Consider the following 16,836-nt stretch of genomic DNA (forward strand, 5'->3'; position numbering starts at 1 on the left):
TGTCGGGCGGCCTGGACGGCCGCCCGGTTCACTCCTGGACCTTGCCGCCCGTGATGCGAGAGATGGTCAGCGCGACCAGGATGATCAGGCCGTTGAGTGCGCCGATCCACTGCGCGGGGACGCCCGCGAGGGTGAGCACGTTCTGGATCATGAAGAGCAGGAGGATGCCGCTGAAGGCTCCGAACATGGTGCCCTTGCCGCCGTTGAGGCTGATGCCTCCGATGACGGCGGCGGCGAAGACGGTGAAGATATAGCCGTTGCCCTGGGCCGAGGCGACGGAGGCCAGGCGTCCGGAGAGCATCAGTCCGGCGAGGGCGGCGAGCAGGCTGCCGGTGACGATGACGATCCACAGCACCCGGTCGGTACGGATACCGGCCGCCTTCGCGGCGTCGACGTTGCCGCCGATCGCGTACAGCGAGCGGCCGAAGCTGGTCCAGCCGAGCACCACGATGGCGACGGCGAACAGCATCAGGCAGATCCAGATGGAGGCGGGCATCCCGAACCATTCGGCGGTGCCCAGGTAGAGCATCGACGCCGGCAGCTGGAAGAAGGTCTGGCCGCCGGAGATGCCCGTGAGGACGCCGCGCAGCACGATCAGCATGCCGAGGGTGACGATGAAGCCGTTGAGGCCGAAGCGGATGATCAGCAGCGAGTTGATGACGCCGACGAGGGCGCCCACGGCGAGCGTGACGGGAATCGCCCAGGCGCCGGGCAGCAGCCCGAGACCGTGTCCCGCGCCGGCCGGCACCACCAGCCAGGCCGCCACACCGGGCGCGAGGCCCATGGTGGACTCGAGGGACAGGTCCATCTTCTTGACGATCAGGATCATCGCCTGGGCGAGGACCAGCAGAGCCATCTCGGACATGGTCTGCAGGACGTTGATGAGGTTGTCGGCCTGCAGGAAGACCGGGTTGACGATCTGGCCGACGATCGCGATGACCACGATCGCCGGGACGAGCGCGAGGTCGCGCAGGCGCGCCAGGGGTATCCGGCCGCCGAGCAGCGTGATCCGCTTCGCCTCCGGTTCTTCTTCCGTGGGGGCGGCGGTGTCCGCAAGGACGGTTTCAGGCATTGAGGGCCACTCCTTCCATCGCGGCCACGAGGTCGTGGTCGTGCCAGCCGCGGGCGATCTCTGAGGTCACACGGCCCTGGAACATCACCAGGACCCGGTCGCACATGCGCAGGTCGTCGAGTTCGTCGGAGGCGATGAGCACTCCGGTGCCGGTCTGCGCGGTCTCCTCGACCTTGCCGAGGAGGAACTCCTTGGACCGCACGTCGACGCCCGCGGTCGGGTTGATCAGCACCAGCAGACGCGGGTCGTTCGCCAGGGCGCGGGCCATGACGACCTTCTGCTGGTTGCCTCCGGACAGGGCGGAGACCGGCAGGTCGGGACCGGGGGTCTTGATCGCCAGGTTCTCGATCATGCCCTCGGCGAGCCGGTCCCGGCGGCTGCGGCTCAGGAAGCCGTTCGAGCCGAGGCGCTTGGGCACAGACAGTGTGGCGTTGTCCGCGATGGACATGTCGGGAACGAAGCCCTGGTGGTGCCGGTCCTGGGGGACGAATCCGGCGCCGGCCGCGAGCGCCGCGGGCACGCTGCCCGGCCGGGGCCGGTTCCCGGCGATCTCCACCTCGCCCGCAGCGGCCGACCGCAGCCCTACGACGGTCTCGGCGACCTCGGTGCGCCCGCTGCCGGCGGCGCCCGCGAGGCCGACGATCTCACCGGCGCCGACCTGGAGGCTGACGTCGTCGTATGCGTCGCCTCGCAGAGCACGGACGTTCAGTGCGGCCGTGGCGCCAGGGGTGAGGGAGCTCGCCCGTTCCGCTTGCCGGTCGGCCGCCGCCTCTCCGGTCATCGCCGCGACCAGATCGGCGCGGGCGAGTTCCGCGACCGGCGCCGTGATGATGTGCCGGGCGTCGCGGAAGACCGTCACCATGTCGCAGATCTCGTAGACCTCCTGGAGATGGTGACTGATGAACAGGAACGTCACGCCCTGGCGTTGCAGGTCGCGGATGCGGTCGAAGAGCCGGTTGATCGCCGCTCCGTCGAGTTGGGCGGTCGGCTCGTCGAGGATGATGAACCGCGCCCCGAAGGACAGCGCGCGGGCGATCTCCACGAACTGCTTCTGCTCGACGCTCAGTTCGCCCGCAGAGGTGTGCGGGTCGACGTCCACCGACCAGGTCGCCAGCAGCTCCTGGGCGCGGCGGCGGGTGGCCTGCCAGCTGATGAGCCGGCTGCGTCCGCGGTCGTGCCGGTGCAGGAAGAGGTTCTCGGCGACGGTCAGCGTAGGGATGATCGTGGACTTCTGGTAGACGCAGGCCACGCGTTGCCGCCAGGCGTCCCGGTCGGCGGGCCGGGGGGCCGGCTCGCCGCCGAAGGTGACCGTTCCCTCGTCGGGGGCCTGAAGGCCGGTGAGGACCGACACCAGGGTCGACTTGCCGGCTCCGTTGCGGCCGACGAGAGCGTGGGTCTCGCCGGGCCTGATGGTGATCCGGGCGCCGCTCAGGGCCACGGTCGGACCGAATCGTTTGACTATGCCCGTCGCCTCGACGACGGGCGGGTCCGCCGGGATCCGTCCGCCGTTCGCCGGGGCGGGCGCGGGGGTGACTGCTGGCTCCCCGTCGCTCATCTCAACCGCCTTGTTCTCGTGAGCCGTTGCATTCCTGATCGGGGATCAGCCGAGGTTGTTGCCCCACAGCGACTTGTCGTCGCTCTTGACGCTGGTGATGCCGCCGTAGGTGCCGCCGTCGGCGGTGACCAAGGGTGCGGAGAGCTGGTCCTCCAGCAGACCGGCACGGACCTGGATGATGGTGCTGTCGTGGTCGGTCTTGCCGGGCTTGAACGTCTTTCCGTCGATCGCGGCCTTCAGGTAGTACAGGGCGTACTTGGCATAGAGGTCGGCCGGCTGGGAGACCGTGGCGTCGATCTTCCCGGCGGCGATGGACTTCAGCTCTTCGGGGATGCCGTCGTTGGAGACGACGAAGACGTGCTTCTTGTCCTTCGGGTCGACCAACAGGCCCTTCTGCTTGAGGACCTGGAGAGTGCCGGACAGCCCGAAGCTGGACTCCATGTAGATGCCCTTGATGTCCGGGTTGGCGGTCAGGTCCGTCTGCAGCTTCTGCGCGGCGACGGCACCGTCCCAGTTGGTGGCCTCGCCGAACACCTTGATGCCGGGGTAGCTCTTCTTCATGCAGGCGTTGAACGCCTCCGTGCGGTCACGGCCGTTGATGGAGTCGAGACCGCCCTCCAGCATCACGACCTTGCCCTTGCCGCCGAGCTTGGTGCCGAGGTACTGGCACGCCTTCTCGCCGTAGGCGCGGTTGTCTGCGCGCACGACCATGAACACCTTGCCGCTGTCGGGGCGCGTGTCCACGGTGACGACCGGGATCTTCTTCGCCTCCAGCTGCGCCAGGGTCGGCGCGATGGCGGCGGTGTCCTGCGGGGCCATCGCGAGGCCCTTGACGCCCTGGCTGATGAACGTCTGCGCGTTGGCGGTGAGTTTGGCGACGTCGTTCTGCGAGTTGGTGGTCTTGAGCGAGAGGCCGAGCTTCTTGCTGTACTCCGGCGTGTACTTGATGTAGGAGTTCCAGAAGTCGGTGTCGGAGCGCGGGTAGTCGACGCCGACCAGCGGCTTGCCGTCGGCCGACGCCGACGTGGTGGAGCCGCTGCTGCACGCACTGAGCAGCGCCAGTGCGGACAGGGTGGAGACGGCGGAACAAAGGGCGGTTCTGAGTCTCATCGGTGCTTCCTCGCGCCGGTCCCGTAGCGGGAGATGTTTCGCTTCGACGACATCTGAACATCGCCGCGCAGCAGAGATGGGATGTTTATAGAGCGCTTCCGGCGACCTGTCCACTCCTCTGCATGAAATCACGGCGAAAGAGACCAGTTCGCAAGCTGCCGCGAGGAGGAGTGACACCCCCAGGAGGAACATCCATCCCATTAATCCTTGCCGCTCGATGGTTCGCACCGATCACGAGGCGTTGCAGGACATGCCATGTTTACCTGATCGCAATACGCCCTAGGCCAGAGCGAAAGCGGCAAATCACCCGCCACCGCGGCCAGTTTCATCCCTGCACGCTGGTTGACATCCCATGGCGCCATGGCAGACCTTCATCTGTGGCCCTGCCTTCCCCCCTGTCCCCTTCCGCATCAGGGATGTGTCCATGTCGAGCTCCATCAACAGACGGCTGTTCCTTGCCTCCGCAACCTCCGTGGTCACGGCGGCCATTGCCGGAGGTACGTTCGGCGCCGGCACCGCCGAGGCGGCATCCAGCACGTACACGCCCGACTGGGACTCGGTCGACCAGCACCGGCCTGCTCCGGAGTGGTTCCAGGACGCGAAGTTCGGGATCTACTTCCACTGGGGCGTCTTCAGCGTCCCCGCCTACGACAACGAGTGGTACCCGCGCAACATGTACGACGCGGGCAGCAACGCCAACCAGCACCACATCGCGACCTACGGCCAGCCGTCGGCATGGCCGTACCACAACTTCATCAACGGAGCGCAGGACCTGGCGGGCAACACCGTGAAGTTCGCCCCGAAGCTGAAGTCGGCCGGCGGGAAGTTCGACCCCGACGAGTGGGTGCAGCTGTTCGTCGACGCCGGGGCCAGGTTCGCCGGCCCGGTCGCCGAGCACCACGACGGTTTCTCCATGTGGGACAGCCAGGTCAACGAGTGGAACTCGGTGGACAAGGGCCCCGGTCTCGACCTGCTGCAGCTCTTCTCCACGGCCATCCGCGCCAAGGGCCTGAAGCTGCTGGTGGCCATGCACCACGCGTACCACTTCAACGGCTTCTACGAGCACGTCCCCGCGCAGACGGACCCCAGCCTCAAGAGCCTCTACGGGCAGCTGGGCTCGACGGCGGAGAACCAGCGCTGGTTCGACAAGCTCAAGGAGGTCATCGACCGCGCCCAGCCCGACATCCTGTGGCAGGACTTCAAGCTGGACGCCGTCGACGAGAAGCAGCGGCTGAACTTCCTGGCGTACTACTACAACCAGGCGGACAGCTGGGGCCGTGAAGTCGTCGCCACCTACAAGGACGGCATGAACGGCAAGGGCGAGGTCTTCGACTACGAGCGCGGTGGTCCGGGCGACCTCACCGCCCCGTACTGGCTGACCGACGACAGCATCTCCAGCTCCAGCTGGTGCTACACCCAGGGCATCGGCTACTACAGCACCCAGCAGATGCTGCACTCGTTCATCGACAGGGTCAGCAAGAACGGCAACGTACTGCTGAACATCGCGCCCATGGCCGACGGCACCATCCCCCAGGCGCAGAAGGACATCCTGCTCGGCATCGGCGACTACCTGAAGCGCTTCGGCGAGTCGATCTACGCGACCCGCGCCTGGACCGTGTACGGCGAAGGTCCGACGAAGATGGGCGGCGGCTCCTTCACCAATCCGACGGCCGGCACGCCGCAGGACATCCGCTTCACCCGCGACAAGGCGGGCAACGTCCTGTACGCCACCGTCCTCGGCTGGCCCGGCAGCTCGGTGACGATCAAGACCCTCGCCTCGGGCCAGATCGACCTCTCGTCGCTGACCTCGGCGAAACTGCTCGACTCCACCGCGGGCAACTACATCAACCTGCCGACGCCCGTCCAGAGCGGCTCCGGACTGACGGTTTCCCTGCCGTCGTCGGCGCCGTACAGCGCCAACGCCTACGTCCTGAAGCTCACCTTCTCCGGCGGGATCCCCAGCCTGCGGCCGGCTGCCGGAGCCGTCGGCTTCGCGGACGTCAACTACTCCGGAGCCGCCGCCACGTTCGACGTCGGCGACCACACCTCCAGCCAGTTGCAGCAGGCCGGCCTGGGCGCGCTCAGCCTGTCCTCGCTCCGGGTGTCCTCCGGCTACCGGGTGATCGGCTACTCCGGCGACAACTTCACCGGCACCTCGTGGACCTTCACGGCCGACAACCCCGACCTCAGAGTCACCGGCAACAACGACGCGATCGCCTCGCTGAGGGTCCAGTTCAACCCGGCGACGTACTTCCGGATCGCCAACGTCACCAACGGACTCGCCCTGGACAGCGGCGGCAACGTCGCCTCCGGCTCCAACCTGAAGCAGTGGACCTGGAACGGCAGCAACAACCTCCAGTGGCAGGCGGTGGACGTCGGCAACGGCTACTACCGGCTGGTCAACCGCACCAACAGCATGGTCGCCGACGGCGGGGGCGCCACCTCCAACGGTTCCGCCGCCCGGGAGGCGGCCTGGGACGGCGGCAACAACCAGCAGTGGGCGATCACCCACCGGGGTGCCGGACGCTACTCGATCACCAACCGCACCACCGGCCTGGCCCTCGACGGCGGCGGCAACGTCGGCTCGGGTTCCATCGCCAAGCAGTGGACCTACGACAGCAGCAGCAACCTGCTGTGGACCTTCACCGCGCTGTAGCCGGCGGGTCCGGCCAACGGTTCGACCACAGACGCGACTCAGCCCAGCCTCGGGATGCCTGTCCCGGGGCAGGGGCGGCCACACTCAGCGAAAGGGTCACGAATGCAACGAGATGGCATGTATATGACATTAAGGGGGTCGCGGCGAGGACGTGGGAGGCGTGTGGGGGTGCTCACCGCGGTGACCGCCCTCTTGGCTGCGCTCCTGACCGCCTTGGGTACCGCCGGGACGGCGCAGGCGGCCACCGTGGATACGAACGCCTCGTACGTGCTGGTCAACCGGGGCAGCGGCAAGGCGCTCGACGTGGCGGGCGCGAGCACCGCCGACGGGGCGAGTGTCACGCAGTGGCCCCGCACCGGCGGCACCAACCAGCAATTCCAGTTCGTCGACTCCGGCGGCGGCTACTACCGGCTCAGGGCGCAGCACTCCGGCAAGGTGCTGGACGTGCTCAACTACTCCACCGCCGACCGCGCGGACGTCGTGCAGTGGGGCGACACGGGCGGCACCAACCAGCAGTTCCGGCTGGCCGACTCCTCGGACGGCTACGTCCGGCTGGTCAACCGCAACAGCGGCAAGGCCCTCGACGTCGACAACGCCTCCACCGCGGACGGCGCCAAGGTCGTGCAGTTCACCGACTGGGGCGGAGCCAACCAGCAATGGCAACTGGTCCGCTCGGCAGGTGTGCTCGCACAGGTGCACACCGCAGGGCGGGTCAAGGACGCCGGAAGCACCGTGCAGTACAGCTGGCCCGGCGTGTACTTCGAGGGCCGGGTCAGCGGCACCGGCGTGGGCATCGTGCTCAACGACTCGGCCGCCGACTACGACGTCCAGATCGACGGAGCCACCGTCGCCACGCTCGTCACGCCCGGCAACACCACCCACTGGATCAACGGCCTGTCGAACAGCACCCACACGGTCCGGCTCGTCAAGCGCAACGACACCCCGGGTGACACCAGCACCTTCGGAGGCTTCGTCGCCGCCCCCGGCGGTGCCGTACTGAGCAAACCGGCCGCCCGCAGCCGCCAGATCGAGTTCATCGGCGACTCCCTCACGGTGGGCTACGGCAACCTCTCCACCTCCCGCACCTGCCCCGGGGACCAGGTCAGGCGGACCACCAACTCCGACGTGAGCTACGGCGCCCTCACCGCCCGGCGACTGAACGCCGACTACCAGATCAACGGCTACTCGGGCCTCGGCATGGTGCGCAACTACAACGGAGGCTCGCCGGACGTCACGTACCGGACCTTCTACGACCGTGCCCTGCTGAACGTGTCCGGCGACGTCTGGCAGAACCCGGGCACCTGGCGCCCCCAGGTCGTGGTGATCAACCTCGGCACCAACGACTTCTCGACCGCCATCAACCCCGGTGAGCCGTGGACACCGGACAGCCTCGCGGCCGGCTACCGCAACGCCTACGGCGACTTCATCCAGAAGCTGCGCACGCGCTACGGGGCCGACACGACCATCGTGGCGGTGGGCGCCGGCCAGTACGCCGGCCACGTCCAGCAGGTCGTCAAGGCGCGCAACGACGCCGGCGACAGCCGGGTCCGCTACTGGGCCCTCGACGACTCGGGCCTGGACTTCCTCGGCTGCGACTGGCACTACTCGGCCCACGACGACCGGATCATCGCCGACCGGCTCACCCCGTTCCTCACCGGTCTGCCGACAGGCTGGTGACGGCGCCGACCGCCCCCAAGCACCACAGATCCGGCCACGGGACATCCCGCTCCTGAGCGGTGCGGCCCGGCCCTTCGGGGTCGGGCCGCTGCTTCTTTTCCCGTCCGGGTGCGGTGCCGGGTCCCGTGCGAGTACGGTGCCGGGCACGCCGGCCCGTCGTCCCCTGTTCAGTCCTGCGGCGTCGGCGTACGGCCAGATCCACTTCGGCGGACGTGCCGCGGCTGTGGTCGAGCGGAGCGCCAGGCGCCGGCCCCGCTCAGCCCCGCACCGCGGCGGTCGGGGACCCATCGGCCGGGGCGCCGTCGAGCAGAAGCGGACCTAGGCTGGGAGCTGGTGGCTGGAAACCAGCCCTGGCGGGCACAGCTGTCCGGACGGAGGCGAGGCGCGTGAACATGGCCGGCAACCAGGATGCCCGCGCTGCCGCGCTTGTGGTGGGCCCGGACGGCGTGGTGAGCGGCTGGAGCGAGAGCGGGCAGCGGCTGCTGGGCTGGACGGCGGAGGACGCCGTCGGGCGCCCCGTGAACGACCTGATGGCCGCTCCCCCGCCACCCGGCTTCCCTGACAGCGACGGCAGCGGCCCCGACCATCCGAGGCTCATCCCCCTGCTCCACCGGGACGGTTCCACGCTGGACGCTCTGGTGTCGGCCCACCCGCTCTTCGACGCCGACGGCCGGGCGCTGGGCCATGCGGTGACCGTCCAGCGCTGGGAAAGCCGCCCGGTGATCGCCGACCTGGCCTTCGAACAGTGCCCCTTCGCTCTGGGCGTCTACGACCCTGAGCTGCACTTCCTGTGGATCAACGCCTCCTCGGGCCGGGTGATCGCGCACACCGAGGAGCAAGTGCTCGGTAAGAAGTACCGCGAGGTGCTTCCCGAATTCGACCGCTCGCTGTTTCCCGAAAGAGACGACAAGCCCTACACCGACCAGCTCGCCGAAGTGGCGAGGACGGGCAAGCCCGCGCGTCTCATCACCGTCTTCCGCCCGCTCGGCAGTAACTACGCCAACGCCTGGGCCACCAGCATCTGGCCCGTCCGGGACGCCGAGGGCAGGGTCCGAGGGGTCGCCAACTGGGGATTCGACATGAGCGCCGAGTACTGGGCCCGGCAGCGCCTGCTCATGCTCAACGAGGCCAGCGGCGGCATCGGCCGGACACTCGACGTGATCGGCACCGCCCAGGAACTGGCCACGTCGCCGGTGCCGGCGTTCACCGACCTCGTCACCGTGGATCTCTTCGACGAGGTACTGCGCGGGGAGGAGCCGCCCTCCGTGTCCGAGTTCACCTCCGGCACGACCATCGTGCTCAGCCGTGCCGCCCAGCACAGCGCGAAGGAGGACACCGAGCGGGCTCCCGGGCCCACGACGCCGGTCAGCCACGCTGCCGGTTCCGTCGCCGCCCGCTGCATGTCCACCGGCAGGTCCACGGTCCAGCTCGCGGCCGAACCCGGCGAGGGCGGCGAATGGGCCTTCGGGCCCGGCCTCGCCTCCGACCCGGCCCACTGGCCACCGGGCAACCCGTTGATCGACGGGTCCATCGCCGCGGACGGGCTGACCGGCCGGATCACCGTGCCGCTCCGGGCGCGCGGCGCGCTGCTCGGCGTGGTCACCTTCTCCCGCCTCGACCGGCCCGAGGCCTTCACCGCCGACGACCTGATCCTCGCCGAAGAGCTGACCGCCAAGGCAGCCGTCGCCATCGACAACGCCCGCCGGTACTCGCGCGAGCGCACGACCGCGCTGACCCTGCAACGCAGTCTGCTGCTGCAGCAGCTGCCGAGCCAGGAGGCGCTTGAGGTGGCGTCCCGTTACCTGCCCGCCGCGACCGACGCGGAAGTGGGTGGTGACTGGTTCGACGTCATTCCGCTCTCCGGTGCCCGGGTCGCCCTGGTCGTCGGCGATGTGGTCGGTCACGGCCTGCACGCCTCGGCCAGCATGGGCCGACTGCGCACGGCGGTCCGCACGCTCGCCGACGTGGACCTGCCGCCGGACGAGTTGCTGACCCACCTGGACGACCTGGTCATCCACCTCGCCAGCGACCTCCAGCCCGCCGGCCACTTCCAGCCGACCGGCGAGTTCGGGGCCACCTGCCTGTACACCGTCTACGACCCGGTCTCCCGCCGCTTCAGCATGGCGAGCGCAGGTCATCCGCTGCCGCTCATCATCTCCCCGGACGGCACCAGGACGGCGGCACCCGCACAGCCGGGACCACCGCTCGGCATCGGCGGGCTGCCCTTCGAAGCCACCGAAATCGAGCTGCCCGAGGGCAGCCTGCTCGCCCTCTACACCGACGGACTGGTGGAAAGCCGCGAGCGGGACGTCGACCAGGGGATCGCCGAACTGCTGCGGGTCCTGAACCATTCGGCCACCTCACTGGAGGACCTCTGCGACACGGTGCTGGACGCCATGCTTCCCGTACGCCGCACCGACGACGCCGCCCTGCTGCTCGCTCGCACTCACGCGCTGGATCCCCAGCACGTCGCCTACTGGGACGTCGAACCCGACCCCGCGCAGGTGCCGCGCGCCAGGAAGTTCGCCCTCGACCAGCTGGAGGCCTGGGGCCTGGAGGAGGAGTCGTTCGTCACCGAACTGGTGGTCAGCGAGCTGGTCACCAACGCCATCAGATACGGCGAGCCCCCGATCAGGCTGCGGCTGATTCGCGACACGTCCCTGATCTGCGAGGTCTCCGACGCCAGCAACACCTCACCGCACCTGCGCCGAGCGCGTGCCTTCGACGAGGGCGGCCGGGGCCTGCTCCTCGTAGCCCAGCTCACCCAGGGCTGGGGCACCCGACACACCACCGACGGCAAAACAATCTGGTGCGCCCAAACCTTCACCGAGCCCGTGCAGCGATGAGATCCGAGCCCGCCGGGAAACCCGCGCTCCGGTCGGCACGAAGGATCACGTCAAGACCGCTGTCCGTCTACGCCGAACTCCCTGGTGAGTGAAACCCGTTCGGGCCGATCGTCGAGCTGTCGTCACCGGTTGCCTGACGTGGTCCTGTGCCACAGCCCTCTCCCGTACGTGGACGATGTGCCGGGCGTACTCGCCATGGCCCTCGCCCCCCTGAAGTCCGGCGGACTGCTCTCGATGATGGCGATCAAGCGTCGTTCGGTCGCCCTGCGCATCGCCGTTCGCGAGACCGACCCGGCCGCCGCGCTCGGCACGAACCAGTCCCGGACCCAGAGGCCGCGGTGGAGGCGTTGTCCACGTCCAGGCAGCGGCCGGACGCGTTGGCGCGCAGGCGCGAGGTGGTGGCGGCCGGCGGGCTGCCACCGCGCACCGGGGCGGAACAGGCGTCCGACTGATCGTGTGGGCACCGGGCTCCTCTTCGGGAAGGGGGTCGGAGCGTTCGAAACTTCGATGGCTATTCGGAAAGCCTGGATCCCCACGGATACTAGAGCGGCGTCCGAACATGTCAACACCGAGCGTCTTAGGGGCTCCCCGATGCGCCCGGGGATGCAATCACCACGCCGCCGAGCTGCGATTTTCGGACAGTCAACTCGTGACAACCAGGTCGTCGAACGTTCCGAATGTTTCGATGAGCCAGGCGAATCATGCGAGAGGTATTGACGAGTCCGGCCAACCTCATAGCATCCTGGATGCTCGCAAAGCCGATCCGCGTTCGATATCACGAACGTCGATGGAATCCATCGGCCGCTTCACACCGCACGAACCAGGGGCCGCACAAAGGGAGAACCACGCCATGGATATGTCATGCGCAGATCAATCCATGCCTCGTCGCCGGGCGCTGACCGCCACCACCGCCCTGGTCACCGGCATGTTCCTGCCGTCGGCCGGAGCCTCCCCCACCGCCGCCGCCCCCATGAACCAGGAGCCGGCCCGCGCAGCCGCCGCGCAGTACACGAACCCGGTGATCTGGCAGGACTTCGCGGACATCGACGTCATCCGCGTCGGCGGCACCTACTACGCCTCGGCCTCGACCATGCACTACTCACCGGGCGCACCCGTCCTGCGCTCGTACGACCTGGTGAACTGGGAGATCGCCGGTCACTCGGTGCCCGTCCTCGACTTCGGCGCCAAGTACGACCTGAACGGTGCCCGTGGCTATGTGAGAGGGATCTGGGCGTCGTCGCTGGCCTACCGTCCGAGCAACGGGACGTTCTACTGGCTCGGCCAGATCGACTTCGCCCGGACGTACGTCTACACCGCGACCGCCGCCGAGGGGCCGTGGAGCCGGCTCACGACGATCGGCACTCCCTACTACGACGCGGGACTGCTCGTCGACAGTGACGACACCCTGTACGTGGCATACGGGAACACCACCATCAGCGTGGCCCAGCTCTCGCCCGACGGCCGCAGCCAGGTCCGCACGCAGCAGGTGTTCACCGCACCGTCCAGTGTCGGCACCCTTGAGGGCTCCCGCTTCTACAAGATCAACGGGCAGTACTACATCTTCGTGACCCGCCCCGCGAACGGGCAGTACATCCTGAAGTCGTCGAGCGGCCCCTTCGGTCCGTACACGATGCGACAGGTTCTCCTCGACCTGCGCGGGCCGATCCCCGGCGGTGGCGTCCCGCACCAGGGCGGGCTGGTGCAGACACAGAGCGGTGCCTGGTACTACCTGGCCTTCGTGGACGCGTACCCCGGCGGCCGGATGCCTGCCCTGGCCCCCGTGACCTGGACCCCGGACGGCTGGCCCGTCGTGCAGCTCGTCAACGGCGCATGGGGCACCTCGTATCCCAGCCCTGCCGTGCCCGCTCCACCCCGTCAGGTCACGCCCATGACCGGCGTCGACACCTTCGACGGCACGACCCTGAAGCCGGCGTGGGAGTGGAACCACAACCCGGACAACACCAAGTGGTCGGTGGACAACGGCCTGACGCTGCGGACCGCGACCGTCACCGATGACCTGTACTGGGCCCGCAACACCCTCACGCACCGGATCCAGGGACCCGCCTCCACCGCCACGGTCCAGCTCGACCACTCCGCGATGCGGGACGGCGACCGGGCCGGGCTCGCGCTGCTGCGTGACTCCTCCGCGTGGATCGGTGTCCAGCGCGACGGCGCCGGGACACGGGTGTCCATGGTCAACGGGCTGACCATGGACGGCAACTGGAACACCACCCGCACCGGTACCGAGGTCGCGAGCGCGCCCGTCTCCGGCGGCCGGATCTGGCTGCGCGCGAGCGCGGACATCCGCCCGGGCGCGCCACGTCCCGGCACCTTCTCCTACAGCACCGACGGCACCCACTTCACCCGCCTCGGGCCCGCATTCTCCATGGGCAACGACTGGCGGTTCTTCATGGGCTACCGATTCGCCCTCTTCAACCACGCCACGCAGGCACTCGGCGGCGCGGTCCGCGTCACGCGGTTCGAGCTGTCCACGCCCTGACCGATCGGAGGATCGCACACCACCCCCCACCACCCAACCGTACGAGGAGAACCATGAACCCGCTGAAGCGGCTCGGCAGTCGCCGAGCCTCGGTCTTGTCCCTGCTGTCGGTGGCCGCCCTGGTGACGCCGGGCGCCGCCAGCGCCGCACCCGACGCCGTCCGGGCCTCCACGCTCGGGGCCCAAGCAGCCCAGTCCGGGCGGTACTTCGGGACGGCCGTGGCCGCCGGAAGGCTCGGCGACGGCACGTACTCCGCGATCCTGGACCGCGAGTTCAACGCGGTCACACCCGAGAACGAGATGAAGTGGGACACGACCGAGCGGTCCCGCGGCACCTTCAACTTCGGGCCCGGTGACCAGATCGTCAACCGCGCCGCCGCGCACGGGCAGCGGATGCGCGGGCACACCCTGGTGTGGCACTCCCAACTGCCCGGCTGGGTCAGCTCCATCAGGGACGCGAACACCCTGCGCAGTGTGATGAACAACCACATCACCACGGAGATGAACCACTACAAGGGCAAGATCTACGCCTGGGACGTGGTCAACGAGGCGTTCGCCGACGGCGGCAGCGGCCAGCACCGCTCCTCGGTCTTCCAGAACCTGCTGGGCGACGGCTTCATCGAGCAGGCCTTCCGCACCGCCCGCGCGGCCGACCCGGCGGCCAAGCTCTGCTACAACGACTACAACATCGAGAACTGGTCGGACGCCAAGACCCAGGGCGTCTACCGCATGGTGCGCGACTTCAAGGCGCGCGGTGTGCCCATCGACTGCGTCGGCCTCCAGTCCCACTTCGGCGCCGGCGGCCCGCCGTCGAGCTTCCAGACCACACTGTCGAACTTCGCCGCGCTCGGCGTCGACGTACAGATCACCGAGCTCGACATCGCCCAGGCGTCCACGGCGGCGTACGCCAACACCGTCAAGGCGTGCATGAACGTCGCGCGCTGCACCGGCATCACCGTCTGGGGCATCCGCGACAGCGACTCCTGGCGCAGCGGGGACAACCCCCTGCTGTTCGACCGCAACGGCAACAAGAAGCCCGCCTACCAGGCGGCGCTCACCGCGCTGGGCGGCAGGGCCGCGACACGGAGCGGGACACCGAGCGCGACCGCTCTTTCGGCCAGGTCCACGGCCGCCCGGTGACCATGTGGGCCCCGCCGCTCGTGCGGGGCCCACGCCCACTCTTCCTCCGGCATTCCGGCGGCACCGCGAGACTCGGCCGGTTCCTGTGAGAAATCGTCGGCAACCTTTGTGCTTCCGGCGGTCACTGCACAGTGGACCATCGGCTCGATCTTGCGAACGGACAGGAAATGAACACACCGAGGCAGGCCGCGCGGCAGCGCAGACAAAGACGCAAGCTCATGCTGGGCGGCACTTCGGCGCTGATCGCCGTGGGCGTTCTCACCTACCTGGTCATGGCGTTGCTCCCCGATCGCAACGCCGATGCAGCACCTGCCGCCGCCACACCGCTCGCCACCTCCCAGGTGAAGGCCCCGGCCGCCGGCAAGGCAGGCACCCCGACCGCAAAGGCGAGCCCGACCGGTTCCCCCTCCCCGACCGGCTCCGCCTCCCCGAAGGGTGCCGCGACCAGCAAGTCAGCACGCCCTTCACCCACGGACACCCCACGGTCCCAGCAGAAGCCCGCCACGACCTCGCAGGCCGGACGGCTCCAGCCCCACACCAGCTACAAGGGCGTCGCCACCGCCTACGAGGCCGCGGACGGAAACGGCGCCTGCCTGTTCGGCCCCAGCCCCGATCTCATGATCGCGGCCATGAACACCACCGACTACGAGACGTCCAAGGCGTGCGGCGCGTACGTGCTCGTCCGCGCGGCCAACGGCAAATCCATCACGGTGCGGATCACCAACGAGTGCCCCCTGCCCTGCGCACCCGGGCAACTCGACCTCAGTCAGCAGGCATTCGCCAAACTCGCCGACCTCAAGGTCGGCCGGATCCCCATCACCTGGAGCCTGGTGAGCCCCAGCATCTCCGGCACGATCTCCATGCGGTACCAGACCGGCTCCAGCGCCTACTGGTGTGCCATCCAGGCCATCGGCCACCGCAACCCGGTCACCGAGCTGGAGGTCCGCACCTCAAGTGGCTGGCGACAACTGCCCCGCACCGCCTACAACTACTTCGTCTCCGCGCACGGCAGCGGGTGCGGCGGCGCGATCAGACTCACCGACATCTACGGCGAACGGCTGATCATCACGGGAATAGCGGTGCGCGCGAACGTCGTGCAACCCACCCGCGTCCAGTTCGCCCAGCACTGACCACACCGTCGCCCAGGGCCGACCGCAAACGCACTGCGGGCCGAGGTCGACCGCGCCCGAGAAGGGACGCGGACCGAACCTCGGCCCTGATGTGGGGTCAGCCGCCGCTGACGGTCAGGTTGTTGGTGGTGAAGTTGAGTCCGCCGGACGACGAGGTGATCTCATAGCCGAACTGCACGTCGCCGATGGTCTCGCTGCCGGGCATCCAGCCCTTGGTGTGGGCGATCCAGCTGAGGATCGGCTTGACGTCCACGGTGCCGGAGGTGGAGTCGGACGTCCGCAGGAACGAGAACACCTGGTTCGATCCGTTGGTGCCCTTGTAGACGTTCCAGTTGCTGCCGCCGACTGTGACGTTGTTCTGGTAGGTGCCGATCGGGCCCACGGGTCCGTTGTAGTTGACCCAGAGCATGATCTCGTACTTGTGGTTGGTGTCCCAGATGTCGTACGACGTGTTGTACGCGCCGGACGACGGGACACTGACGTTGTAGTTGCTGGTGAGCCAACTGAGGGTGTCGATCGACTTGTTGATCGTCTTCGTGGAGTTGGCGTAGGACTTGATGCCACCGGTGTTGGGGTGGTTGGCCCAGACACCCCAGCCGGTCCCGGAGTTGGCCCAGATGCACTGGGCGCCGGCGCCGGAGCCCCAGATGTTGTTGTAGAGCTTGTAGCCGTCCAGGGTGGTGCTGCCGTACTGGTCACAGGTGTTCCAGACGGCTGCGGAGGCGGGGGCCGAGGCCAGACCGACGGTGGCACCGAGAGCCATCGCCGGCGCCAGCGCCGCCATCGTGATCTTGCGTATCGCGCTTTTTACCATGGTGTCCCTTCCACGGGTGGGGGGATTGTGGGGGTGCTACCACGCCCCATGACTTGGGGACGTGGTCCTCTCCGGCGACGAGTTCGCTCGGCTGCGCGTCACCGGAAGAAGGCCTGACTTCGACACGGACGGTGCGAGGCGGCTGCGGAACCGCGGTCGCTCCGTCAGACGCCCAGGTCGGTTCGATCTTGAGGACCAGTCGGTGGGGGGCGACTGGAGAATCGGCTCGATCAGTACGGCGGGCAGGGTGGGGGCTGTGTCGGCGTTGCAGAGCGTGCGGTTCGGGTCGGGGGCGCCGCCTCAGGGCGGACATCAGACGGGCTCCCCGTACTGCACG

General features: G+C 68.5%; 9 protein-coding genes and 1 pseudogene. 6 read left to right on the top strand and 4 right to left on the bottom strand.

From position 1 onward, the window contains the following. Positions 1–28: 28 nt before the first annotated feature. Genes ACYUED_RS04830 through ACYUED_RS04840 form a run of 3 tightly spaced genes read right to left on the bottom strand, consistent with a single transcriptional unit; the run spans position 29 to position 3,737 of the window. Positions 29–1,072: an ABC transporter permease gene (locus tag ACYUED_RS04830; protein ID WP_491291081.1), complete on the bottom strand. Its 1,044-nt coding sequence runs from the start codon at positions 1,070–1,072 to the stop codon at positions 29–31. After that, positions 1,065–2,627 (bottom strand): sugar ABC transporter ATP-binding protein, encoded by a 1,563-nt coding sequence (locus tag ACYUED_RS04835; RefSeq protein ID WP_491291082.1) that lies wholly within the window; start codon positions 2,625–2,627, stop codon positions 1,065–1,067. The genes ACYUED_RS04830 and ACYUED_RS04835 overlap by 8 nt, the downstream gene beginning before the upstream one ends. Before the next feature lie 45 nt (positions 2,628–2,672). After that, on the bottom strand, positions 2,673–3,737 hold the full coding sequence (locus tag ACYUED_RS04840) for a sugar ABC transporter substrate-binding protein (RefSeq protein WP_491291083.1): 1,065 nt from the start codon (positions 3,735–3,737) through the stop codon (positions 2,673–2,675). Between the two features lie 424 nt (positions 3,738–4,161). Here ACYUED_RS04840 and ACYUED_RS04845 point away from each other — a divergent pair, with 424 nt between their 5' ends. From ACYUED_RS04845 to ACYUED_RS04870, 6 genes and pseudogenes are all read left to right on the top strand, one after another. Next, the gene (locus tag ACYUED_RS04845) at positions 4,162–6,393 is read left to right on the top strand and encodes an alpha-L-fucosidase (RefSeq protein ID WP_491291084.1); all 2,232 of its coding nucleotides are present in this window, start codon (positions 4,162–4,164) and stop codon (positions 6,391–6,393) included. Between the two features lie 123 nt (positions 6,394–6,516). Then, the gene (locus ACYUED_RS04850) at positions 6,517–8,070 is read left to right on the top strand and encodes an RICIN domain-containing protein (protein WP_491294137.1); all 1,554 of its coding nucleotides are present in this window, start codon (positions 6,517–6,519) and stop codon (positions 8,068–8,070) included. A 392-nt stretch (positions 8,071–8,462) separates the two neighbouring features. Next, on the top strand, positions 8,463–10,916 hold the full coding sequence (locus ACYUED_RS04855; protein WP_491291085.1) for a SpoIIE family protein phosphatase: 2,454 nt from the start codon (positions 8,463–8,465) through the stop codon (positions 10,914–10,916). A gap of 877 nt (positions 10,917–11,793) precedes the next feature. Next, positions 11,794–13,416 (top strand): glycoside hydrolase family 43 protein, encoded by a 1,623-nt coding sequence (locus ACYUED_RS04860; RefSeq protein WP_491291086.1) that lies wholly within the window; start codon positions 11,794–11,796, stop codon positions 13,414–13,416. Positions 13,417–13,469: 53 nt separating this feature from the next. Continuing rightward, positions 13,470–14,528: pseudogene (locus ACYUED_RS04865) on the top strand (glycoside hydrolase family 10 protein); the annotation flags it as partial. A 194-nt stretch (positions 14,529–14,722) separates the two neighbouring features. Further along, complete coding sequence (locus ACYUED_RS04870; protein WP_491291087.1) at positions 14,723–15,685, top strand: expansin EXLX1 family cellulose-binding protein; 963 nt, start codon at positions 14,723–14,725, stop codon at positions 15,683–15,685. A 97-nt stretch (positions 15,686–15,782) separates the two neighbouring features. Here ACYUED_RS04870 and ACYUED_RS04875 read toward each other — a convergent pair whose 3' ends face one another. Then, positions 15,783–16,499: a GH12 family glycosyl hydrolase domain-containing protein gene (locus ACYUED_RS04875; protein ID WP_491291088.1), complete on the bottom strand. Its 717-nt coding sequence runs from the start codon at positions 16,497–16,499 to the stop codon at positions 15,783–15,785. Positions 16,500–16,836: the final 337 nt, after the last annotated feature.

It is taken from the genome of Streptomyces sp. DF42 (genome assembly GCF_058267695.1).